This is a genomic window from Desulfosporosinus youngiae DSM 17734 (assembly GCF_000244895.1).
In the GTDB taxonomy this organism is placed as follows: domain Bacteria; phylum Bacillota; class Desulfitobacteriia; order Desulfitobacteriales; family Desulfitobacteriaceae; genus Desulfosporosinus; species Desulfosporosinus youngiae.
Map to the genome: position 1 here is coordinate 4,768,321 of NZ_CM001441.1, position 21,690 is coordinate 4,790,010.

23 protein-coding genes, 2 riboswitches and 1 other annotated feature are annotated in these 21,690 nt (G+C 44.2%); all 23 genes read right to left on the reverse strand.

What is annotated here, in order from left to right; translation table 11 throughout:
* Window positions 1-105 precede the first annotated feature (105 nt).
* Complete coding sequence (gene gcvPB / locus DESYODRAFT_RS22060) at window positions 106-1,569, reverse strand: aminomethyl-transferring glycine dehydrogenase subunit GcvPB (protein ID WP_007786481.1); 1,464 nt, start codon at window positions 1,567-1,569, stop codon at window positions 106-108.
* Window positions 1,566-2,906: an aminomethyl-transferring glycine dehydrogenase subunit GcvPA gene (gene gcvPA, locus DESYODRAFT_RS22065; protein ID WP_007786483.1), complete on the reverse strand. Its 1,341-nt coding sequence runs from the start codon at window positions 2,904-2,906 to the stop codon at window positions 1,566-1,568. Before gcvPA ends, gcvPB begins: the two co-directional genes overlap by 4 nt.
* 1 nt (window position 2,907) lies before the next feature.
* On the reverse strand, window positions 2,908-3,294 hold the full coding sequence (gene gcvH, locus DESYODRAFT_RS22070) for a glycine cleavage system protein GcvH (RefSeq protein WP_007786485.1): 387 nt from the start codon (window positions 3,292-3,294) through the stop codon (window positions 2,908-2,910).
* A gap of 107 nt (window positions 3,295-3,401) precedes the next feature.
* Window positions 3,402-4,496 (reverse strand): glycine cleavage system aminomethyltransferase GcvT, encoded by a 1,095-nt coding sequence (gene gcvT / locus DESYODRAFT_RS22075; protein WP_007786487.1) that lies wholly within the window; start codon window positions 4,494-4,496, stop codon window positions 3,402-3,404.
* A gap of 200 nt (window positions 4,497-4,696) precedes the next feature.
* Window positions 4,697-4,772, reverse strand: a riboswitch (glycine riboswitch).
* Window positions 4,773-4,775: 3 nt separating this feature from the next.
* Window positions 4,776-4,882, reverse strand: a riboswitch (glycine riboswitch).
* A 52-nt stretch (window positions 4,883-4,934) separates the two neighbouring features.
* Window positions 4,935-7,712: an isoleucine--tRNA ligase gene (gene ileS, locus DESYODRAFT_RS22080; RefSeq protein ID WP_007786489.1), complete on the reverse strand. Its 2,778-nt coding sequence runs from the start codon at window positions 7,710-7,712 to the stop codon at window positions 4,935-4,937.
* Window positions 7,713-7,998: 286 nt separating this feature from the next.
* Window positions 7,999-8,206: a binding site (T-box leader), on the reverse strand.
* Window positions 8,207-8,272: 66 nt separating this feature from the next.
* On the reverse strand, window positions 8,273-8,758 hold the full coding sequence (locus DESYODRAFT_RS22085) for a hypothetical protein (protein ID WP_007786491.1): 486 nt from the start codon (window positions 8,756-8,758) through the stop codon (window positions 8,273-8,275).
* Window positions 8,759-8,843: 85 nt separating this feature from the next.
* On the reverse strand, window positions 8,844-9,305 hold the full coding sequence (locus DESYODRAFT_RS22090) for a DivIVA domain-containing protein (protein ID WP_007786493.1): 462 nt from the start codon (window positions 9,303-9,305) through the stop codon (window positions 8,844-8,846).
* A gap of 11 nt (window positions 9,306-9,316) precedes the next feature.
* On the reverse strand, window positions 9,317-10,114 hold the full coding sequence (locus tag DESYODRAFT_RS22095) for a YlmH family RNA-binding protein (RefSeq protein WP_007786495.1): 798 nt from the start codon (window positions 10,112-10,114) through the stop codon (window positions 9,317-9,319).
* Window positions 10,111-10,353: a YggT family protein gene (locus DESYODRAFT_RS22100; RefSeq protein ID WP_242833504.1), complete on the reverse strand. Its 243-nt coding sequence runs from the start codon at window positions 10,351-10,353 to the stop codon at window positions 10,111-10,113. Before DESYODRAFT_RS22100 ends, DESYODRAFT_RS22095 begins: the two co-directional genes overlap by 4 nt.
* A gap of 31 nt (window positions 10,354-10,384) precedes the next feature.
* Complete coding sequence (locus tag DESYODRAFT_RS22105; RefSeq protein ID WP_007786496.1) at window positions 10,385-10,840, reverse strand: cell division protein SepF; 456 nt, start codon at window positions 10,838-10,840, stop codon at window positions 10,385-10,387.
* 24 nt (window positions 10,841-10,864) lie between these two features.
* Window positions 10,865-11,563, reverse strand: coding sequence for a YggS family pyridoxal phosphate-dependent enzyme (locus DESYODRAFT_RS22110; protein ID WP_042339998.1), 699 nt, complete (start codon window positions 11,561-11,563; stop codon window positions 10,865-10,867).
* A 71-nt stretch (window positions 11,564-11,634) separates the two neighbouring features.
* Window positions 11,635-12,567, reverse strand: a complete 933-nt coding sequence (locus tag DESYODRAFT_RS22115) for a biotin/lipoyl attachment domain-containing protein (protein WP_007786498.1) — start codon at window positions 12,565-12,567, stop codon at window positions 11,635-11,637.
* Between the two features lie 66 nt (window positions 12,568-12,633).
* Window positions 12,634-14,004, reverse strand: a complete 1,371-nt coding sequence (locus DESYODRAFT_RS22120; protein WP_007786499.1) for a HAMP domain-containing sensor histidine kinase — start codon at window positions 14,002-14,004, stop codon at window positions 12,634-12,636.
* A 4-nt stretch (window positions 14,005-14,008) separates the two neighbouring features.
* The gene (locus tag DESYODRAFT_RS22125) at window positions 14,009-14,695 is read right to left on the reverse strand and encodes a response regulator transcription factor (protein WP_042338994.1); all 687 of its coding nucleotides are present in this window, start codon (window positions 14,693-14,695) and stop codon (window positions 14,009-14,011) included.
* Window positions 14,673-14,810, reverse strand: a complete 138-nt coding sequence (locus DESYODRAFT_RS28450) for a hypothetical protein (RefSeq protein ID WP_157137232.1) — start codon at window positions 14,808-14,810, stop codon at window positions 14,673-14,675. The genes DESYODRAFT_RS22125 and DESYODRAFT_RS28450 overlap by 23 nt, the downstream gene beginning before the upstream one ends.
* 29 nt (window positions 14,811-14,839) lie before the next feature.
* Window positions 14,840-15,691 (reverse strand): peptidoglycan editing factor PgeF, encoded by an 852-nt coding sequence (gene pgeF, locus DESYODRAFT_RS22130; RefSeq protein ID WP_007786501.1) that lies wholly within the window; start codon window positions 15,689-15,691, stop codon window positions 14,840-14,842.
* Window positions 15,692-15,860: 169 nt separating this feature from the next.
* Window positions 15,861-16,136 carry a YlmC/YmxH family sporulation protein gene (locus tag DESYODRAFT_RS22135; protein ID WP_007786502.1) on the reverse strand — a complete coding sequence of 92 codons (276 nt, stop codon included), beginning with the start codon at window positions 16,134-16,136 and terminating at the stop codon, window positions 15,861-15,863.
* Between the two features lie 294 nt (window positions 16,137-16,430).
* Window positions 16,431-17,204: an RNA polymerase sporulation sigma factor SigG gene (gene sigG, locus DESYODRAFT_RS22140; RefSeq protein WP_007786508.1), complete on the reverse strand. Its 774-nt coding sequence runs from the start codon at window positions 17,202-17,204 to the stop codon at window positions 16,431-16,433.
* Window positions 17,205-17,261: 57 nt separating this feature from the next.
* Window positions 17,262-17,987 carry an RNA polymerase sporulation sigma factor SigE gene (sigE, locus tag DESYODRAFT_RS22145; protein WP_007786509.1) on the reverse strand — a complete coding sequence of 242 codons (726 nt, stop codon included), beginning with the start codon at window positions 17,985-17,987 and terminating at the stop codon, window positions 17,262-17,264.
* Window positions 17,988-18,905, reverse strand: a complete 918-nt coding sequence (locus tag DESYODRAFT_RS22150) for a sigma-E processing peptidase SpoIIGA (protein WP_007786510.1) — start codon at window positions 18,903-18,905, stop codon at window positions 17,988-17,990. It abuts the gene before it with no gap.
* A 339-nt stretch (window positions 18,906-19,244) separates the two neighbouring features.
* Window positions 19,245-19,667 (reverse strand): hypothetical protein, encoded by a 423-nt coding sequence (locus DESYODRAFT_RS22155; protein WP_007786512.1) that lies wholly within the window; start codon window positions 19,665-19,667, stop codon window positions 19,245-19,247.
* Between the two features lie 140 nt (window positions 19,668-19,807).
* Complete coding sequence (gene ftsZ, locus DESYODRAFT_RS22160) at window positions 19,808-20,869, reverse strand: cell division protein FtsZ (RefSeq protein ID WP_007786513.1); 1,062 nt, start codon at window positions 20,867-20,869, stop codon at window positions 19,808-19,810.
* A 481-nt stretch (window positions 20,870-21,350) separates the two neighbouring features.
* Complete coding sequence (locus DESYODRAFT_RS22165; protein ID WP_007786515.1) at window positions 21,351-21,680, reverse strand: small basic family protein; 330 nt, start codon at window positions 21,678-21,680, stop codon at window positions 21,351-21,353.
* Between the last annotated feature and the right edge of the window lie 10 nt (window positions 21,681-21,690).

A 21,690-nucleotide genomic window follows, 5' to 3' on the forward strand; every position in this document is an offset into this window, starting at 1 on the left:
GTAGTTGTAAAAAGAAAGACACAAGATACAAATTGCATCTTGTGTCTATGCCCAACTTCATACATCTTTAACTTTTTAAATAAGTTAAACCAAACTTTTACAAAATCATACCTGTTTACGCCAGCGTAAGTTAGGCTTTCGTACTGCACCAACTTCATCTAATCGTGTCACAAGCGTAGTGTAGGGTGCGTTCTTAACAAGATCCGGATCAGTTTGGGCTTCTTCCGAAATCTTGATCAGGACTTGGGCGAATTCATCCAAGGTTTCAATGCTTTCGGTTTCAGTGGGCTCAATCATCATTGCCTCTTCAACAATAATTGGGAAATAAATAGTGGGAGGATGATAGCCATAATCCAATAAGCGTTTAGCGATATCTAAGGTATGCACACCAGTAGATTTTAGGTTTTTCGGAGTAATAATAAACTCATGTTTACATAAACGGTCAAAGGGCAAGAAATAGTGCTCTTTGAGAATACTCATCAGGTAGTTGGCGTTTAACACAGCCGATTCCGATGCTGCTCGCAGCCCTTCTCCGCCAAGACCTCGAATATAAGCATAAGCCCTGACAACAACCGAGAAATTGGCGTAAAACGAGCGCACTTTTCCGATGGAGAGCGGCATATCGTTTTGGAGAATAAACGTCCCGTCTCCACTCCGAACCACCATGGGCTTAGGAAGAAACGGCATTAAGAAATCTTTAACCCCAACCGGTCCCGATCCCGGACCTCCACCACCGTGTGGAGTAGAAAAGGTTTTGTGTAAATTAAGATGAACAACATCAAATCCCATATCCCCAGGGCGGGCAATACCCATGACTGCATTGGTATTTGCTCCGTCATAGTATAAGAGACCGCCGGCATCATGGACCAGCTTGGTAATCTCTAAAATATTTTCATCAAATAGCCCGACGGTGTTAGGATTTGTCAGCATCAATGCTGCCACTTCGTCATTCAGGACCTTTTTCAATGCCTCCAGATCAACCCCGCCCCGGTCGTTGGAGGGTATTTGAATAATTTCATATCCGGCCATAGCTGCGGTGGCAGGATTCGTTCCATGGGCAGAATCCGGAACGATGACTTTTTTGCGTTTCGTGTCTTGACGATGATCATGATAAGCTTTAATGATTAGGATTCCAGTCATTTCTCCGTGGGCACCGGCGGCCGGCTGAAGAGTAAAGCCATCCATTCCTGCTAATTCGCAAAGATCCTCTTGAAGTTCCGCCATCAGTTGCAAAGCTCCTTGAGTCAACGACTCAGGCTGATAGGGGTGAAGGGCTGTAAACCCGGAAAGCCGGGATAACATTTCATTCACTTTCGGATTATACTTCATTGTACACGACCCAAGTGGATAAAACCCTGTATCCACTCCATGATTAAAGGTGGAAAGACGAGTAAAGTGACGAACCACATCGATTTCAGAAAGCTCCGGAAGTGACGGCTCCTGTTGGCGTAACATATCCTTGGGGATCAGATTTTCCACAGATACTTCCGGCACATCACATTTTGGCAAACTGACAGCACTTCGGCCACTGGCACTGAGATCAAAAATAAGCGGTTCTAATACTTTCATTGAATTGCCCCCAATCTGGCCACGAGCCGGTCAATATCAGCTTTAGACTTCGTTTCAGTCACACAGTAAAGGAGATGATGATCAAGTTCAGGGTAAAAACGCCCCAGATCAAGGCCTCCGATGATTTTATCTTCCAGGAGCACTGAGTTTATTTTAGCCGGATCAATCGTTGATACAATGACAAATTCATGGAAGAACGGATTCGAGAAAGCCAGGTTCATTCCTGGAATCTTAGCAATTTCCTGAGCAGCATAATGAGCATTCTGCAAATTTAGATAGGCCAGTTCTTTGACCCCGGTTTTCCCCAAAGCACTCAGATGCATCGTAAAAGCGAGCGCACAAAGTGCCTCATTAGAGCAAATGTTTGAGGTAGCTTTTTCCCTTCGAATATGCTGTTCGCGGGCTTGAAGAGTTAAGACATATCCTTTTTTCCCATTTTTGTCTGTCGTTGCTCCAACAATCCGTCCTGGCATTCTGCGGACAAATTTATCACGACAAGATAAAAATCCTAAATAAGGTCCCCCAAAATTAAGAGAATTACCGAAAGGCTGCCCTTCACCTACCACGATATCCGCACCGCATTCTCCTGGGGACTTTAGTAATCCTAAAGAAACCGGATTGACTGACATGACCACGAGAGCCCCTTTGGCATGAGCCAACCGGACAATTTCTTCAGCCTTTTCAATACTGCCAAAAAAGTTCGGGTTTTGAACAAGTACACCCGCAATATCCTCTTGAAGCGCCGCTTCCAAGGCCTGTTGATCTATGACACCATCTTTAAAAGGAATCTCAACAAGTTCTACACCCCGGGGCGGCAGATAGGTTTTTAAAACCTCACGATATTCTGGATGCACGGTTTGCAGGACGAGTACTTTTTCCCGGCGGGTAGCGTCACAAGTCATAAGGGCTGCTTCTGCCAAAGCCGATGCACCATCATACATAGAAGCGTTGGTGACATCCATTCCGGTCAGTTCACAGACTAAGGTCTGATATTCATAAATCGCCTGCAGGGTTCCTTGACTAATTTCTGGTTGGTAAGGTGTATAAGCTGTGTAAAATTCAGAACGCAGCAGCAATTGATCGATGAAACTAGGAATGTAATGTTCATAAGCTCCGGCACCGAGATATGAGCTGTATCCTTCTACGGTTTTATTTAAATCTGCCAGACCTTTGACATGTTTCACCAATTCCTGCTCCGACATTCCTCCTTTAATCGCCAAAGGACGCTGCAACCGGACTTCTTTGGGAACATCTGCAAAGAGTTCTTCAACGGACTTAACCCCAATACGGGCTAAGAGCCGCTCATTTTGGCTGTCCGTATTCGGTATAAAGTTCATCCTAGTGCTCCTCCTGTGCCAAAAACGTTTCATATCCGTCTGCCGTCATCATACTATCAAGAGGGGATAAGTCATCCGCTTCGACTTTAATCAGCCAGCCTTCACCATAAGGATCAGAGTTGAGCAAATCAGGGGAATCCATGACCTGAGTATTCACTTCCACAACTTTCCCGCTAACCGCGGCAATAATATCGGAGACCGCTTTTACAGATTCCACCGTACCATAGGATTTACCAGCCGTTACGGTGTCGCCCTCTTCAGGAAGCTCAACAAATACGACATCCCCAAGGCTATGCTGCGCATGATCCGTAATTCCAAACGTAACGACATTTCCCTCAACTCTTGCATACTCATGATCTTTGCTATACTTCAATTCTACTGGATTCATTAAAATCATCCTCCTCATTTTTGGTTATATTACCCCGGGTTATAAAGGGTCATCCACAGTTCTCGAATTTCGAAATATCGAACCACAAACCTCGCTTTTGCCTCGGCTTAGCCTCGCTTATAGAACAAAGAAGGAATAATCTTAGCTTTCACTGCTTTTCCACGAATCATAACGTCGAGAATTTCCCCTTGAACTGCTAATTCTGCACGAATCAAACCTAAAGCTATGTTTTTATTTAAGGTCGGGGAGAAGGAACCAGATGTGACAAAGCCAATTTCTTGTCCGTCTTTTTGTAATGGGTAATGAGAACGGGCAATTCCTCGTTCAATCATCTCCAGCCCTACCAGTTTACGGGGAACTCCTTGTTCTTTCTGAGCCTGGAGTACTTCCTTCCCTATAAATTCCGCTTTATCAAGCTTGACAAAAATTCCAAGACCTGCTTCAAGTGGCGTAATTTCAGCACCTAACTCATTTCCGTACAAAGGGAGACGAGCTTCAAAGCGTAAGGTATCACGAGCGCCTAAACCTATCGGCTGTACTCCATCCGAAGCACCGGCCTCTAATATCTTTCGCCATAATTGTCGCCCATACTCGGGAGAAAAGTAAATTTCAAACCCATCTTCTCCTGTATATCCCGTCCTGGAAATCAGGCATTCAACCCCATCAATTTGTCCATGTGTAAAACTATAGTATTTAATTTGGGCAAGATTAACCTTTGTGATACGTTGTAAAATAGATTCTGACAGAGGCCCTTGTAACGCTAGTTGGGCATATTTATCAGAAACATTCTCCACAACAACCTTAAAGTTCTTGGCTTGTTCTAACATCCAGGCATAATCCTTATCCGTATTCGAAGCGTTAACCACTAAGAAAAAATGCTGAGGATCATAGCGATAAACCAGTAAATCGTCAACAATTCCGCCATTCGGATAACACATAGGTGAATAAAGGATCTTCCCATCCTCAAGTTTGCCAGCATCATTGGTAATCAGCATTTGGACAAAAGCCAATGCCTCTTCTCCACGCACATCCACCTCTCCCATATGCGAAACATCAAACAGGCCTGCCTTTGTACGAACCGCATGATGTTCATCTATAACCCCCGCATACTGAACAGGCATTTCCCAACCGCCAAAGTCAATCAGTTTAGCTTTTGCAGACAAATGTTCTTCATAAAGTGGAGTTCGTTTAGCCTCAACCATACCAGAACCTCCTTCAAATACGTTTAGTTTAAATACCCTACAACACGATTCTTGACGTTTACCTGATTCTTAAAAGAAATTCTGGAGTCATTACGTTTATCGTTCCACTTAATAGCTCATGAAACCCGTGAGAAATCCTTCCAAACGTTTTCGAAAACTAAAGAATTAAAAAAGGACAGAGAAAGTACATTGCGCACTTTCTCTGTCCTTTAACCTGAGAGATTCACTGTTTCCAGCTTCCCCTTTGGTGTTCTCTTTTAAAGAAACTCTCCAGAGTCCCGTCTTCTAGCAGTACATTTGCCTGAGAGCTTCCCTCCTTGAAAGAGCGATTTCAAGGAATTTCTCCTTCGGCGCCTGACGAATCAGATCTCTCCCGCTAGTGTCATTCGGATTTAACTATTAACTTATCATAATAATATGCTAATTCCATCAAAATGTCTACTGGTTTTTTCTCTCTGATAGAACCGTACTGCAGCGTGGGCAAATTGTCGGATGCTCTTCATCCTTACCAACTTCCTCATGGAACATCCAGCAGCGTTCACATTTTTCCCCTTTAGCCGGCAGTACGAGAATCCCTAAACCCTCGTGCCCTTCCGCAGGCTGTACACCCTCAGGCCTTTTTTCCCGGGGTCCGTGCACAGTCAAGTTGGAAACGATAAAGACTTCTGCAAGGTTGGGAACCTTTTGCAAGAACTCAAACTGATCTTCCGTAGGATAAAGATCCACTTGGGCGGTCAAGGGATGATTAATTAATTTTTCCTGACGAGCTTTTTCTAAGACTTTAGAAACATCCGCCCGCAGCTCTAAGATCTGATCCCAAAGAACAGCAATCTCCTCATTCATCCACTCCGGATTCACCTTGGGCATTTCTGCCATTTGGACATTTTCCGTGGTCTTTTCACCCGGTATATACGGCCAGATTTCTTCAGTCATGAACGACAAGATCGGAGCTAAGAGACGGACCAGGGCGTCCAGAACCTCGTATAAGACCGTTTGGGCAGAGCGGCGAAGGAGGGATGTTTTTCCTTCAACATAAAGTCTGTCCTTAGCAATATCCAGATAAACAGCACTTAATTCAATGGTACAGAAATTATGAATGGTATGATAAGCCCAATGGAATTCATAACTCTCATATCCAAGCAGAACCCGTTCAACGACTTTAGATAGCTTAAGCAAAGCCCAGCGATCAATTTCCTGAAGTTCTTGATAACTCACCTTATCTTTGGCCGGATCGAAATCATTGAGGTTACTTAGCAGGAAACGCATGGTATTACGAATTTTACGATAGGCTTCAGACATTTGCTTCATAATACGCGGAGAAGCAGCAACATCATTTTTATAATCCACGGAACTTACCCAGAGCCGCAGAATGTCCGCACCTAATTCCTGAACAACCTTAAGAGGATCGACTCCATTGCCCAGAGATTTTGACATCTTGCGACCTTGCTCATCAACGACGAAACCATGAGTAAGCACATTTCGATAAGGTGCTTGACCAAAAGCAGCAACTGAAGTTGATAACGATGAATTGAACCAGCCACGGTGCTGATCTGACCCTTCCAGGTAGAGATCCGCTGGCCAGGCAAGCTCAGCCCGCTGCTTTAAGACGCCGGCATGGCTCGTTCCGGAATCAAACCAAACGTCCATAATATCCGTCTCCTTGCGGAATTTCGTACCGCCGCACTCACAAGCGGTTCCTTCAGGCAGCAATTCCGCAGGCGAATGGGCAAACCAAGCATCTGACCCTTCTTGACGGAAAAAGTCCTGAACCTTTGCTATGGTTTGGTCGTTCACCAACACATTTCCGCAATCTTCACAATAGAAAATAGGAATAGGAACCCCCCAAGTCCTTTGTCGGGAAATACACCAGTCTCCTCGATCTGCGATCATGTTAAAGATCCGGTCTCTTCCCCAGGCAGGAATCCAGCGAACCTTCTCAATCTCATCCAAGGCCGCTTGACGAAAGCCATCAATGGAAGCAAACCATTGTTCAGTTGCCCGGAAGATAATCGGGCTCTTGCAGCGCCAACAATGAGGATAACTATGTTTGATCGTTTCTTCAAGAACAAGATCTCCGGTGCCCTTAAGATCTTCTACGATCACAGGATTCGCCTTTTCTGTCTTAAGTCCGGCATAGGCCCCACCTTCTGACGTGAACTTTCCTCGATGATCAACCGGGCATAAGACGGGCAGCCCATATTGCTTACCAACTAAGAAGTCATCTTCCCCGTGGGCCGGTGCGGTGTGAACACAGCCTGTACCCGCTTCTAAGGTGACATGTTCTCCGCAGATGACCATGGAGTCACGATCCATGAGCGGATTTTTGCATAAGACTCCTTCAAGTTCCTTACCAGTGAGAGTCCTCTCAACCGGCAGTTCCAATTGCCATAAAGATCGTAAAGAATCCAGCATTCCCTCAGCAACCACCCAGTGTTCTTGCTGAGCACTGACCACAGCATAAGTCAACTCAGGATGTACACTGATCGCCAAGTTTGCGGGCAAGGTCCAAGGAGTCGTCGTCCAAATAACGACAAATGTATTTTCTTCGGTAAGGACACTCAACCCATTGCGTACTGCAAATTTAACGTAAATCGCTGTAGCGGGTTTATCTGCGTATTCTATTTCAGCCTCAGCCAGTGCCGTCTCACAAGAAGGGCACCAGTAGACAGGTTTTAACCCCTTATAAATATAACCTTTCTTGGTCATATCCCCAAAAACTCCGATTTGAGCGGCCTCGTACTCTTTTTGCAGCGTCAGATAAGGATGGTCCCAATCCCCGCGCACTCCAAGCCGCTTAAATTCCTCACGTTGAATCCCGACATATTTCTCAGCATAATCTTTACATTTCTGCCGAAATTCCAGAGCCGAGACCGCATGACGGTTGACTCCTAATTTCTTAATAACTTGTTGCTCAATAGGAAGCCCATGGGTATCCCATCCCGGCACATAAGGCGCATCAAAACCCATCATGGTTTTGTATTTGACAATGATATCTTTCAAGACTTTATTGATGGCATGCCCAAGATGAATATCTCCGTTCGCATAGGGCGGACCATCATGAAGGATAAATTTAGGTCGTCCTTCCCGGGCTTTCTGTACTTTTTCATAAAGCTTTTCTTCTTCCCAAGCTTTGAGGATTTCAGGTTCCTTTTTAGGAAGATTTCCTCGCATCGGGAAATCAGTTTCAGGTAGGTTTAATGTATCGCGATAATCCATTAATTGTTTTCCTCCTTTAAGATTTTAAGACTTAAGACTCCTTCGGGTCGGGCAGCTTCTCGCACATCCGTTCACTCAGCACTCCGAGCCTCGCCCACGCGCTTTCGGGGGAGCTTCGCCAAACCTCCGGGTAATACCTGAAGTGAACCCGTGGCTACGCTTCCCACGAAAGCTTTGTGCGCCTTACCGCCTCTACGTACGATGAGTTCACTCCTGTGCGAGAAGCTGCCTTCCTTTGAGGTCTTTTAATTTTTCAAGATAGTATAACTAAAAAACCCCACCCCTAAAAAGGGGCGAGATTATCACTCACGGTACCACCCTTGTCGCCATATAGCCACTCGGAAGTCTTTTAACGGAGACAAACCGAACAAAGCTTACTAAAATTCAGCGTTTCACTCCAAGGGGATTCTCTTTGTCGTTTCTCACGGGCTCACACCATACCCCGCTCGCTGTTGAGCTTATCTGACAAAGACTGTCCTTTTCAACGTGTCTATACATATTAATAGTATTAAACGTATTATTGGTATCAGTGCTATAAACTATACAATCAGTATCAATTATTAATCCTTTAAAATAACTTTTCGTAAGATAGAAACCAGTTTAGCTTGACCTTCAGAGTCGACCGGATCTACCATCCACAGACACAGGAAGGAAAACTTTCGGCTTCTCCACTCCTGAACAAAGGGGTTCATTTGATCTTTACATAGGTATAAATGCTTAGAATCTTGAGGAGGCGTCAAACTGACAACAACTCCACGCTGCTCCATTTCATCCATGGCTCTAAATGCACGATCCAATAAATCATCACTCCCAGTCATTAACACATCCCCAGAGCGAAAATGACTGTCCGCTTCCGCAAACCCCACGCTGAAAATTTTCGTATCCTTCTCATCTGCTTGAAAATGATCTGAATGTAAATGATCAATGGGGATAAGCTGAACCTCTTGACCCCCTACTTTGCCAACGTAAATCTCATTCTCATCCTGATGCAATCCAAATCCTTGAATGAGAAAGTTCGGAGATATCTCACTAATTAATCTATACATCGATGAAATCCTTCTCCTTCAAAGTCATCTATAGAACATTTTACCACAAAAATAAACAGATTCGCAACACTTCGCTATAATCACGTTAAGCTATGCCTTCATTCTTCTCCTGTAAAGCTTCCAGATCTAAGTGGGCTAACAGAAAAGACTTCAGCTGTGTGCGCAATAAATCACGTTTTCTTGAAAGACTCTGGATCTCTTCCTGTATTCTTTCCCACTTTTCCTGTGCTTCAGAAACTTTACTCAGTTTTTGATGCTCTGCCTCACGTAGTATAAGTGCTGCCTCTTGACGTGCCGCCTCTTTAACATCTTCAGCGGTTTTTTGAGCTAACACCAGCGTCTGTTGTAAAGTGTTCTCGATTTCACGAAAATGGCTGATTTCTGCTTCCAGCCTATTCGCTTTTTCTCGGAGTTCAAAATTTTCAGTATAGGCTGATTCAAATTCTTGACTGACGTTCTCAAGAAACTTTTCCACTTCTTCACATTGAAAGCCCCGAATGCCTTTGCGAAATGTTTTATTTCGAATATCGAGAGGTGTCATTTCCATTTTATCCCCTCCTAATGCCGTTGTGACCGGAAAAGTATGATTTGCCATGCTATTCGTTCTTTGCGCGTCTGAGTGCTTTCCAAAAGCTTAATTCGCCCATACCCCCGGCAAGAGATCATATCATCAGGCTGAGCTTCCGTATCCGCTTTGGACACCACAATGCCCCCTCTTCTGACCTTACCTTGAATTATCAATTCCTGTGCCGTACTCCTCGATACTTTAAAAGCATTAGCGATTACCGCATCCAGGCGTGATGAATTAACGGTAATACGCCGCTCTTCACCCTTATCAGGCAGCAAGTCCGGTTCACCGTTAGCAAGCAGAACCTCAATTTTCTCGCGTCCCGCCTGGGTCCAGTGGTTTAACAAAAAGGGAGCAATTTCTGAGGTCGTTGCAACATAAAAGCCACTCCTCCCAACCTGGATATCTCCAAAAACATCCCTTCTAAAGCCTAGTCCCATGAGAGATCCCAGTATCTGGGGATGTGCAAGTTGAGCACGGGAATCCTTAGGCCGAACCGATAGTATAGAAATTTGAGCATCTTCAGAAGCCAGAATTTCCCCCCTGGAACCTATAAGAATTCTAACCCGTTCTGCCTCTGGGAACCCTCCCTCCGCCAGATGCTCTAAGTGTACCTTATGCAGAACGGCTTCAGACCAATCACGCATAGCAAGGCTTAAAAATGGAGTAACCTGTTGACCTCCTCCATTCAGCACCATATTTATCTGATCCAACAGATGCGCTGCTTCCAGACGTACCTCTTTTTCATCCCAAAATCTTAGGATACTTCGATCGATTGACTGCTTCATCTATAAAAAATCTGGCTTAAAAGCCATTGAATGATATTCAGGGCAAGGATCGCAAAGATTGGAGAAAAATCCAATCCCATTGATGCATTACCTATTTGAAACCGTTGAAACGGCTTGATGAGCGGGTCTGTAATGTCATAGATAACACTGACTAATTTATTGTTGTGCGGAGATAATTTGGGGCCAAACCACGATAAAATTACCCTGATAAAAATTGCGTATATCAAAATGGTAATCACTTTATTAATAATTTGAACGGCGAAGATAATACTAATCCCTCCCTAATTTTGAACCGGGCCAAAATAAGCCCTTGTCCTTCAGTTCGTCTCTCATCTCTCCGGAAATGTCGACGTTAGTTGGTACAAACAAGAAAATACCGTTTCCCACCTTTTGCATGTTGCCATTTAAGGCATAAGTTGTCCCGCTAATAAAATCAACAATCCGTTTTGCTAACACCTTTTCCGCATTCTCAAGATTAACAATAACAGGACGACGGTTTTTAAGCTGATCAGCTATGCTCTGAGCTTCTTCAAAGGAATTTGGTTCCATAACAACAACTCTCATTTGCTTTTGTGTATGTATACTTACAACCGGCGCATTTTTACGGCTAGTTCGCACCTCTTCCTGAACATTTTTCTCACGTTCATTTTCTTCGAAAAGTTCCTCTTCCGGTTCCTCATCGGCAAATCCCATAATTCCAATAACTTTATCTAATAACTTGGCCATTATCTTTCCTCCTCTTAAACATATCTAATTACGTTCGCCGAAAATCTGGCGACCTACACGAACAAAGGTTGCCCCTTCTTCAATAGCCAATTCAAAGTCTTGACTCATTCCCATAGAAAGTTCCTGCAAATCAACTCCGGGCCATTTTCGAGCTTGCAAAGTATCACGCAATTCCCGAAGCTGTCGAAAATAACCTTGAGTTTCCGATAAACTGGCTTCTAAAGCGCCGATAGTCATAACCCCTTGAACCCGGACATGAGGACAATCCCTAACTGAATTTAAGAAATCTGGAACTTCCTCTGGCATAAGTCCTGCCTTGGCAGGGTCTCGGGCAATATTAACCTGAACTAATGTCGTCCAGACAATCCCCCGTCGTTCTCCTTGCTCGTTAAGTGTTTCCAACAAGGAAAGTCTATCCAAAGAATGAATCATTGCAACGTTTTGATCTAAATACTTAACCTTATTAGTTTGAAGCCTGCCCACCAGATGCCATTGACAATCCTTGGGAAGATCAGGCGCTTTCTCCAGCCATTCTTGAACACGATTTTCTGCGAAGGTTCGTTGTCCTGCCTGATAAGCCTCTTCTATACTCCTAACTGGTTGGGTCTTAGATACAGCCAACAATCGGATAGCCCTCGGGTCTCTTTTACTTCGAGCTGCAGCTTGGGCTATCCTCTGACGAACCTCAATTAAGCGTTGCTCAACGCCCGTTTTTGCCAGCATTAGAATATCTCCCTTTACAATAAAATAAATTCTACGCCATTCCATGTGTTTCCTGCTAACTAAAGCCCTGTCTAGATATTTTTTACTTTGGCTGCTAATCCCTCTAGTCCATCACGGGGAGTTGTTACCACGGGGATACCGCTCGGCAGATTTTCAATGCAGGCCCATTCATCATCTTCGTCAAGAACTTTCACCTTGCGAAACTGCACAACCCCCTCACTCCAGACAAACGCTCCCAGTTCCTCCCCCTTTGTCCAAAGGGCAGTTTTTGGAATAAGAACTCCATTTGTCGGCGAACGGTAAATCCAGCTCACTTCTTGGCGTCTTTGAAGCCCTGTCCCATCGATATAGTGAGGAAATTGTACGATAACTCCCTTAGGTTGGTCTGATCTTCGTAATATTTTCGCACTGACCGTCTGAGTTCCAACCGTCAGACGTATGGATTTGCCATCAGTAAGTCCATCAATATCTGGCAGTTCAAGAAAGGCTACGGTAGGAATGAGATTATTCACTATTTTACCGATAACTTCCCCTGCTTGTACTGTTTCTACACCCATTTTAACAGTGGCCGGCTGAGTTAATAATTTATTAAGATCCATCGTGATCAAGTTTTGGCCCGTCAAAATGGATTCTAAACCATCACTTTGGCGAAAAAACAGCCCACCCATAGCCGCCGTTATGGTCATGTTCTGGGCATATTCTTTTGTTCCGGGAGCCGCCCCTTCCGGTAGAACCGTAGCCACCGGCTCTCCGCGTCTTATCCTCTGACCATCTTCTCCTATGTATTGCACCTTCCCTGCAAACGGTGCAAGTACAATTGATTCTTGATTAGCAAATGTTGCCGCTGCTCTGCGTTCATGGTTAATGGTTCCGGTTTGAGCTGCAGCAAATTTTATTGTCCCCGAGATAAATGTTGAACGGTAACACCATACGACTCCTCCAACCATAACAATGAACAAAATACCCCAAAACCAATGATTGGGTTTTCTCCTTTTCCCCTCCATATTATCCCTCCGGCGAATTAGATATCGGATAATCAATCTTCAACATTCGCAACTACACATCGAACTCTATATAGCTCTTGGCAAATGGCATGTAAAAACAGTTCCAACCCCTAGCTCAGAATTCACGCTAATAGTTCCGCCTATGCCTTCCACGATATGTTTGACGATACTGAGCCCAAGCCCTGTTCCGCCTTGTTCCCGGGAACGTGCCCTGTCCACTCGATAGAACCGCTCAAAGATTCTTGGTAAAATATCCTCCGGTATGCCGCAACCCGTGTCTCCAAATTCCAAGCAAAGATGGTTTGGCGCAGTTTGTACATGCAGCCAGACACGACCTGAAGCTGTATATTTAACTGCATTTTCTAAGAGATTGAGCAGAAGTTGGCTCAATAAATCCTCACTTATAAAGAGCGGCGGCAGGTTATCGGGAAGATCAACTTCCACCTGAATTCCTTTAGCCTGAGCGACACTTTGAATGACTGGTTTAATTTTATTATACGCTTGTTGTACGTAAGACACATTGCTGAGTCTCACTTCCGAGCGATTTCCTTGCCCTTCAATATGAGCCAGAGTCAGCAGATCCTCAATGAGACGCTGTAAACGCAAAGTTTCTGCCTGGATTATTTTTAAAAATCGGTCCCGTAAGGATGGGTCATCTGCGGCCCCATCAAGGAGTGTTTCTACGAACCCTTTAATAGAAGTCAATGGGGTTCTCAATTCATGAGAAACATTGGCGACAAAGTCGGTTCGCATTTTTTCGAGCCGGCGTAAATCTGTCACATCATGAAAAACTATAACTGCACCTCTTGATTGCCCCTGCTCGGTTAATATGGGATTAATCTTGCTTTGCACAGTTCTTTGGGCGATCTGCAATTCTTTCATTGCTGAAGGTTGCCCGGAAAGCACCTTACGGGTTAGCTGTTCCAATTCCGAATCATAGGTCAGCTCTAACAGATATCCTAATTCTCTAACCGTGCCTTCTCTTGCAAAAATTCTTTCCGCCGCAGCATTTACTAAGACGACCCGCCCCACATGATCTACCGCCACAACACCCTCTTGCATCCCCGCTAGAATTGCTTCCATCTTGTGAGCTTGCTGGGTTCCATTCTGAACAATTCTTTCGACATGGCGGGAAAGGCTGTTAAGCTCCACTGTAAATTGTCCTAGTTCATCTGTGGAATCTGATAGATCAATTTGTCCAAAGTCTCCACGGGCAATTCGCTGGGTAGCAAAGTGTAGCTTCTCCATTCGCCGGGTTAATTGGCTGGTGAAGAAATAGACAACTCCAGCAGGTAGAAGCAGGGCAAGAATAATGACCCCTATTTCAGTTCGTTGTCCTCCAGATGCCAGCCTCGCACTTTCTCCTATCCAAAAAAGCAATAGAGAAAGCCCTGTCATACCTAAAAATAGACCAGTTATTCTCCATTTTATACTCATCTTTTTATCCTTTGAAGCGGTAGCCTATTCCGCGTAATGTCTCAATGTACTCAGGATTTGAGGGATCCTTTTCGATCTTCAGACGCAAATGACGCACATGAACATCAACTGTGCGGGTATCCCCGTCATATTCATAGCCCCAAATTCGTTCCAGCAAATCATCTCGGGAATAAACTCTGCCAGGTTGTTCCAGCAAAACACGCAGCAGTTCAAACTCTTTGGGCGTCAACTCAGTCTCCTCACCCCGGACATAAACACGAAACCCCTTTATATCAATTCGCAATTCTCCTCGAACGACTTGAGAATCCGTTTCCTCGGACAAATTCATCCGGCGCAGACGTGCTTTGATCCGAGCTAACAATTCTCGAGGACTAAACGGTTTGGTCATATAATCATCGGCTCCGAGTTCGAGTCCTAAAACCTTATCAATAACTTCACCTTTGGCGGTTAACATAATAATCGGTAATTGTTGGTATCTTGGAATTAAGCGAATTCTTCGGCAGACCTCTAAGCCGTCCATTCCCGGCAGCATAAGATCCAACACCACAAGATCAGGTTGTTCCTTCTCAACACAATCCAAAGCTTCCTGTCCATCCTTTGCCAGAAAAACTCCATACCCTTCCTTTTCTAAATTGAATTTGAGGAGCTCAAGAATCGGTTCCTCATCATCAACCACTAAGATTGCCGCCACCTGTCCCATCCCCTTCATCGAGGTTCGAAGTCCGAAGCACGATGCTCGAATTTCGTTCTTCCCGTTCCCCTCGTTCTTCATACATCGATTCTTTATCCGCTCTGTCTCGGTACACCTCTCAAATCAGGCTCCACGGAAGTTCTATTATTCCGTATCTCCCGTACCTTTCGTGCCCCGAGCATCGCACCTCGTGCTTCGCATTCTGATCCAACCTGCCATCCGTCCTGTCCGAGCACCATCCCGGCGATGAGAGAAGAACCACTCAGGATTATCTGCGGTGCAAATTTCAGCGATATCTATATTTTCCGGACGAATCCCTTTTTCCAGGAATATTGATCGATTAGCTTCCCATAGATCAAGTAAGTAGTGTCCTTCTCCCTGCGAACGAAGAAAGGGCGTTTTATTAAAATTAGAGCGAAACCATTCAGCTACCCGTTCATCTATAGAATAACAGCATGGACCTATACTTGGTCCGATGGCAACCCATGCATTTTCTGTACGTCCCCCGGCTTTTTCAAATCCTTCCATAGCCTTCAGGCCAATTTTATTGACAGTTCCCTTCCAGCCAGCATGCACAATGCCTACTGCTTCAAGATCCGGGTAGTAAAAAAAGAGAGGAACGCAATCTGCAAAAAATGCCATTAGCCCTATAGTAGTTTGTGTTATTAAGCCATCAACGGCGGGGATTGCCGTCTCCATTTCATTCGCTCCCCGTCCCCCGTCATTCTCCTTGACCCATATTACATCCGTACCATGGACTTGCTCACCCACTGTAACCCTAGTCCAAGGAACTCCCCATTGATCAAACCAACGTTTACGATTCTCTATAACGAACTTAGAGTCATCTCCAACATGAAGTCCTAAATTCAACGTATCATAGGGAACCAGACCGACTCCACCAACCCGAGTAGAAAACCCTAGGTCAATCCCTGCATCTTGCCATTTGGGAATAGTTAAGTAAGTTAAACTTCCACTATTGTGCCACTTCCAGCTCATCCGTCAAACTCCTTCGGTTTATATTTAATATATCATCTAATAACCTTAAGGACAAACCTCTAAAGGTCCTAGTCAGATCGTACTTACATCAGCCTAAACAAATAAGCATAAGCCTTTGCTAAGCAACCAAAGGTTTATGCTTCCATGTTAAGTTTTTTCCGATGCACAATTATCGACGATCGTCATTTTCTGTATTGAATTCAGGCAAATCATTGACATCCACCAAGATGACATCAACTCCTATTTTTTTGACATGATCCCATGGAACAAAAAAGTCTTCCGTCTTTCCGCTCCCGAAAAGCCCCCAACTCCGCGAGGGTCCAGGCACAATGATACCTTTGACGACACCCCTTTCCAGATCTAAATCCAGGTCTTTAATCGGACCTAACCTGCGCCCATCTTTAACGTTCACAATATCTAATAATCTTAAATCTGAGACCCGCATTGCCAGCCCCCCCCTTTAGCGAGGTTCGAAGCTCGATGTTCGATGTTCGAGGTTCGAATATCAAGCCTCAGCCCCGAGATAAGTCTGACGATGCACTTTTCATGCATCGTACTTCATATATCATAATATGAGGGAGGGTCTCTAAATAGCCTACAGTCCACATATATTTCGAAGTTCAATGCTCCGTGCACAAGGTTCATCTTTCACATTAGCAGCCTAATCTTTAGGGCGAAGGCCATGGATGGGATACTAATCCCGCAATCGAATTTCGAACCTCGTGCCTGGCGCATCGCATTACACGTACTTACGCATGTGTTGCATAGCTGCCTTCTCAAGGCGGGAAACCTGAGCCTGAGATATTCCGATCTCATCCGCCACTTCCATCTGAGTTTTTCCCTGAAAAAAGCGCAGAGATAGGATAAGTTTTTCCCGTTCGCTTAAGCGGCGCAAGGCTTCACGAACGGCGAGCCCTTCAACCCAGCCGGTATCAGTCTGTTTATCATCTCCTATTTGATCCATGACAAAGATAGGATCCCCACCATCGTGATAAATGGGCTCAAATAAAGAAATCGGCTCCTGAATAGCATCTAAGGCAAAAACAACGTCTTCTCGCGGCAGAGATAATTTGTTGGCTATTTCTGCAACGGTTGGTTCACATGAACGTTCACTTACCAACTGATCCCGCACCTGTAGTGCTTTATAAGCAATATCTCGCAGGGACCTACTCACCCGAATCGGATTATTATCTCTTAAATAACGACGAATTTCCCCAATAATCATAGGGACAGCATAAGTAGAGAATTTGACATTCTGTCCGAGATCAAAATTGTCAATAGCTTTCATTAACCCGATACAGCCAACCTGAAAAAGGTCATCCACATACTCTCCACGATTCGTAAACCGTTGGATCACGCTAAGAACAAGGCGGAGATTCCCATGGATTAGTTTATCTCGGGCACTGCGGTTTCCAGCTTGATAGATTACAAACAACTCTTTCATTTTCGCGCTGGACAACACAGGCAACTTTGAGGTGTTCACTCCACAAATCTCAACTTTATTCAATGCCAAACTACGAGCACCTCCCCAGCCAATTCTGTTGGGAAGTATGCCCTAAGATAGTTTAGGTTATTCCAATCGACAAAATTCTTTGCGTAATCTGCGAATAATTCGCTTTTCGAGCCGAGAGATATAGGACTGTGAGATCCCTAGCCGATCGGCGACTTCTTTTTGAGTCTTCTCTACCCCATCGTCCAAACCAAACCTCAATTCCATGATAATCTTTTCTCGATTCGTGAGCCTTCCCATAGCCAAATGCAACAGTTGCCGATCTACCTGTTCCTCTATGGGCTTTGAGATAATATCATTCTCCGTGCCCAAAACATCTGATAAAAGTAATTCATTCCCATCCCAATCAATATTTAACGGTTCATCAAAGGAAACTTCTGAGCGAGTTTTGTTATTGCGTCTAAGATACATCAAAATTTCATTTTCAATGCATCGCGAAGCATAGGTTGCCAACTTAATTTTCTTCTGAGGATCAAAGGTATTAACCGCTTTAATTAATCCAATAGTACCTATGGAAACTAGGTCTTCAATCCCGATCCCTGTATTCTCGAATTTTCGTGCTATATAGACTACAAGCCGGAGATTACGTTCAATCAAAATATCCCTTATTGAACTGTCTCCCATTTCTAAGCGTTCTAAAAGAACTCCTTCTTCATCCGAGTTAAGTGGCGGCGGTAAAGCTTCACTGCTTCCAACATAATAAATTCCACTAACTCCAAAGATTTTTTGAACAAAAATAACCCACAAGCGTCTGACCTTACCTTGAGCATTACTCCACCACTTCATTTATCCATCTCCACCTTTCTGCACATGTTCTGGGTGTAGTAACGCTTGGTATTCACCCTCTGAACTTAACACTTGCTTGACAAGTGCCACCGTAGCACGGATTTGCTGTGACCCTTTACTGCTGAAATACATCACTCGCTCAGGTCTTATCCCAAGAAGCCAGCTTTGAGTATCGATTGATTGAAAGGGGATAAAAACAATGTGTTTTACCAAATCAGGATTAACCTTCCACAATAATGGCCAAGGGTCTGCGTAATCCTTCCAAGGGATATCCAGGAATGCACGAATACTTTCCGGCATTGCACTTGCGGCCACCTCCTGTTCCAGAAGAATAACCGGGAATCCCGTTAAGGGATCTCGCAAATGATTTCCAGTATCCATTAACGCTTTAATGTGAACAACCCCACGTTCTTCACCACCAAAGTTGATTTCTAAATCATAGATAGTTCGTTTCAGGACCGACTTCATTTCCTGCCATCGTTGCCAAAGACGCTGTATTAACCACCATAGCGCTGCTCCTAACGGAAGAACCCAGACATTGTTTATTACCAAGGTTAATGGTTCTCCACTTAATCCGCTATCGAATTGTGCCCACCCCCATACTGCATACATAAATCCGCCTAATCCCGCCGAAAGGATCCCAAAACCAAGGAATGCCTTAATTAGGTTGCCTGTTCTCAGGGTTGGAAAAGCGACTGCGACCATAAGAAAAGGAATAATCCATTTACATGAAATAGCCCATGGCGGAGCAGAATAACAGGCTAAAACGACTGGGATTTCACCAAGCAAAGCTGCGATCAAGATTCGGTTTGGGCGGATCGGGAGGTGAAGAAGTCGACCGAGAAGGATAAGCAGAAGAGTGTCCATTCCCCCATTAATGAGAATAACCAGATCGAGATAAGTTTCTGCAGCGCCCATCTGGTGCACCCTTTCTATACGCTTCTCTAAAAATTATAGCTGACTAATGAAGTAAAACCTGTCGTTTTCCGAGGGATATAAATGGATATTTTAGGAAATTGATGTAGATTTATATCCAGTAAGGATATAGCTCGACAAGATACTCAAGCTTATGCGTAAGATTGTTTTGTAGAACGCAAAACATCAGCCCATTTACATGAAATCATTCGAGGTCTTGTATGGGAATAAAAGCGGGCAGATCCTTCGAATATGGATCTGCCCGCTTTATTGCAGTTAAACGATATCCAATTTTTGAATTATCCTGAAACCCAAGACCCATTTCGGCTGCTCTCAGAGACTTTAGACATACCTCCGTCGAAGGCTCCTAATAGCCACTTCATGTCGTCCAAGTATTTCGTCAGTGGACCTCTTGTCCTCTTTTAAATCTTCAAGATCTGCTGAGACACGCTTTAAGATGCTCTCTAAAAGGTTAGTTTTATCGTCAATATGCTTATTGATTTCTTCATACCGCCGCTCACTTTGTACCATAAAATTTTGTTGTACTTCAACAATAATTTTGATATTTGTTTGTACTGCTTCAAGTGTCAAACCATGATTATGCAGCTCCATGGTATTGTTCTTCAGATCTTCTCTCAACGTGCCCAATTCCATGGTGTTCTTCTTTAGGTCTTCCTTCAGCGTCTCTACGGCATCTAAGCGTTTTGTCATTATTGTTTGACTCTCAAGGATTTTGTTAAGCACTTCCATCAGTTTTTCGTCCATATTCTCACCCCCTTGAGAGGTTGATACTCGTCCTCCCAACATGAAAGCGAGGTGCAATTATCAAGTGCGTTATAGTTTAGTGAAAATGTAACGCGTATTTCAGAATAATTGCATCTCGCTTATATTACGTTGCTTTTCTCTTAACGTCTGCGTCTAAGAAACTCTGGGATATCAACATCAACTTCTTTAGTGACCGGCTTGATAATATTCTCCTGTACCTTTCCAGGCGGGGTTCCAAAGCCAGCCCACTGCTGATCAAATCCGGTAGCAATAACTGTAACTCTAATTTCATCCTTTAGATCTTCGTCGATGACCGCGCCAAAAATAATATTCGCCTCAGGATCTGCCGCTTCAGCAATAATTCCCGCTGCCTCGTTCACTTCAAAGAGGGTTAAATTAGTTCCCCCAGTGATATTGAGCAAGACTCCTTTGGCTCCTTCAATCGAGGTTTCCAGCAATGGACTGGAAATTGCTTTTCTGGCCGCATCTGCGGCACGGTTTTCTCCATCTGCCTGACCAATGCCCATTAAGGCAGAGCCGGTATTGGACATAATCGTTTTTACATCAGCGAAGTCTAAATTTATTAAACCAGGAACTGCAATTAAATCTGAGATGCCTTGTACCCCTTGTCTCAGTACATCATCTGCAACACGAAAAGCCTCATGGATTGTCGTATGCTTGTCCACTACCTGCAACAAACGATCGTTTGGAATTGTGATGAGCGTATCCACTTTACTCTTTAATTCAGCAATCCCTTTTTCTGCCTGCATAGCCCGTTTACGCCCTTCAAAGGTAAACGGACGAGTAACTACTCCTACCGTTAATGCTCCCATTTCTTTAGCGACTTCTGCAACAATTGGTGCCGCCCCAGTACCAGTTCCGCCCCCCATCCCGGCAGTAACGAAGACCATATCTGACCCCTTTAAAGCTTTAGCCAGTTCCTCACGGCTTTCTTCCGCTGCTTTAGCACCAATATCCGGATTTGCACCTGCACCAAGCCCTTTGGTTAGCTTAATCCCTATTTGGATCTTTTCACTCGCCCGAGAGAACTGTAACGTTTGAGAGTCCGTATTTACAGTAACGAAATCCACCCCTTGTAAACCGGCAGTAATCATTCGGTTTACCGCATTGTTTCCGCCACCGCCAACACCAATAACCTTAATCATTGCAAATTGGTTTATGTCTGTATCAAATTCCAGCATTTAGGATTTAACCCCCTCGCTCTTCTTACCTGTACTACCACTTTTTTAAAATAGGTTAGCTGCCATTCATCTTTAGTTGAACACTTATCCAGTCAAAACGCCCTATGTGTAAAACCTCACTCTTTAGAGTACAAACATTAGCAATACATAGAAATTGACATTCGTCGATGTGATAGCCCAGTGTGTTGAGACATGCTAATAAACATGTAGAGAAAACCATGCCTCAAGCATAAATGTTCAAGATTAGACACCGCTAGATGACATCGGTGTCGTGACGTCGAGAAAGAACCTGCCCGAAAGTATATGACCCAAGTTTATACTTCCGGTAGTATAAAAAGCTAACTTAATGTACACGACATTACAAATTCTATATCCTTATGCCGTAACCCTTTTTTTTAGGATAAAAAATTTCAGCAAAATAATACCAATCTCAAACAAAAAAATGACCATTGATAAAAACTGTACCCGGTTGGATTTAATCTTACTTTTTAATTAAATGCCGCCGTATAGTACCTAAGTTTTGGAATATACGCACACCAAAAGCAACCACCGCTGCCAGATATAGATCAACACCAATTCGGTCTCCGACGTAAGCCAATAAGGCCGCTAGGAGCATATTACTAAAAAAACCAGTCAAAAACACCGTACTGTCGAAATGGTCCTCTTGCGCAGAACGTATCCCCCCCAAGACGGAGTCTAAGGCCGCGAGGATTCCAACCGATAAGTATTTCGCATATTCAATCGGGACTGAAAATGGGCTGACATACCCAATCGCCAATCCCAATACCAAGCCTAATAATGGTAACCACATATCCAAAATC

What these genes read in the sequence shown, in the direction of transcription:
- ftsZ (WP_007786513.1), bottom strand. Translation starts at nt 20,869, where the DNA reads ATGCTGGAATTTGATACAGACATAAACCAATTTGCAATGATTAAGGTT.
- DESYODRAFT_RS22120 (WP_007786499.1), bottom strand. Translation starts at nt 14,004, where the DNA reads ATGAGTATAAAATGGAGAATAACTGGTCTATTTTTAGGTATGACAGGG.
- DESYODRAFT_RS22105 (WP_007786496.1), bottom strand. Translation starts at nt 10,840, where the DNA reads ATGGCCAAGTTATTAGATAAAGTTATTGGAATTATGGGATTTGCCGAT.
- gcvT (WP_007786487.1), bottom strand. Translation starts at nt 4,496, where the DNA reads ATGGTTGAGGCTAAACGAACTCCACTTTATGAAGAACATTTGTCTGCA.
- pgeF (WP_007786501.1), bottom strand. Translation starts at nt 15,691, where the DNA reads ATGAGCTGGAAGTGGCACAATAGTGGAAGTTTAACTTACTTAACTATT.
- DESYODRAFT_RS22165 (WP_007786515.1), bottom strand. Translation starts at nt 21,680, where the DNA reads ATGTGGTTACCATTATTAGGCTTGGTATTGGGATTGGCGATTGGGTAT.
- sigE (WP_007786509.1), bottom strand. Translation starts at nt 17,987, where the DNA reads ATGAAGTGGTGGAGTAATGCTCAAGGTAAGGTCAGACGCTTGTGGGTT.
- ileS (WP_007786489.1), bottom strand. Translation starts at nt 7,712, where the DNA reads ATGGATTATCGCGATACATTAAACCTACCTGAAACTGATTTCCCGATG.
- DESYODRAFT_RS22085 (WP_007786491.1), bottom strand. Translation starts at nt 8,758, where the DNA reads ATGTATAGATTAATTAGTGAGATATCTCCGAACTTTCTCATTCAAGGA.
- DESYODRAFT_RS22095 (WP_007786495.1), bottom strand. Translation starts at nt 10,114, where the DNA reads ATGAAGCAGTCAATCGATCGAAGTATCCTAAGATTTTGGGATGAAAAA.
- DESYODRAFT_RS22115 (WP_007786498.1), bottom strand. Translation starts at nt 12,567, where the DNA reads ATGGAGGGGAAAAGGAGAAAACCCAATCATTGGTTTTGGGGTATTTTG.
- DESYODRAFT_RS22110 (WP_042339998.1), bottom strand. Translation starts at nt 11,563, where the DNA reads ATGCTGGCAAAAACGGGCGTTGAGCAACGCTTAATTGAGGTTCGTCAG.
- DESYODRAFT_RS22155 (WP_007786512.1), bottom strand. Translation starts at nt 19,667, where the DNA reads ATGGACGAAAAACTGATGGAAGTGCTTAACAAAATCCTTGAGAGTCAA.
- gcvH (WP_007786485.1), bottom strand. Translation starts at nt 3,294, where the DNA reads ATGAATCCAGTAGAATTGAAGTATAGCAAAGATCATGAGTATGCAAGA.
- DESYODRAFT_RS22135 (WP_007786502.1), bottom strand. Translation starts at nt 16,136, where the DNA reads ATGCGGGTCTCAGATTTAAGATTATTAGATATTGTGAACGTTAAAGAT.
- gcvPA (WP_007786483.1), bottom strand. Translation starts at nt 2,906, where the DNA reads ATGAACTTTATACCGAATACGGACAGCCAAAATGAGCGGCTCTTAGCC.
- DESYODRAFT_RS22150 (WP_007786510.1), bottom strand. Translation starts at nt 18,905, where the DNA reads ATGGGCGCTGCAGAAACTTATCTCGATCTGGTTATTCTCATTAATGGG.
- DESYODRAFT_RS22090 (WP_007786493.1), bottom strand. Translation starts at nt 9,305, where the DNA reads ATGGAAATGACACCTCTCGATATTCGAAATAAAACATTTCGCAAAGGC.
- gcvPB (WP_007786481.1), bottom strand. Translation starts at nt 1,569, where the DNA reads ATGAAAGTATTAGAACCGCTTATTTTTGATCTCAGTGCCAGTGGCCGA.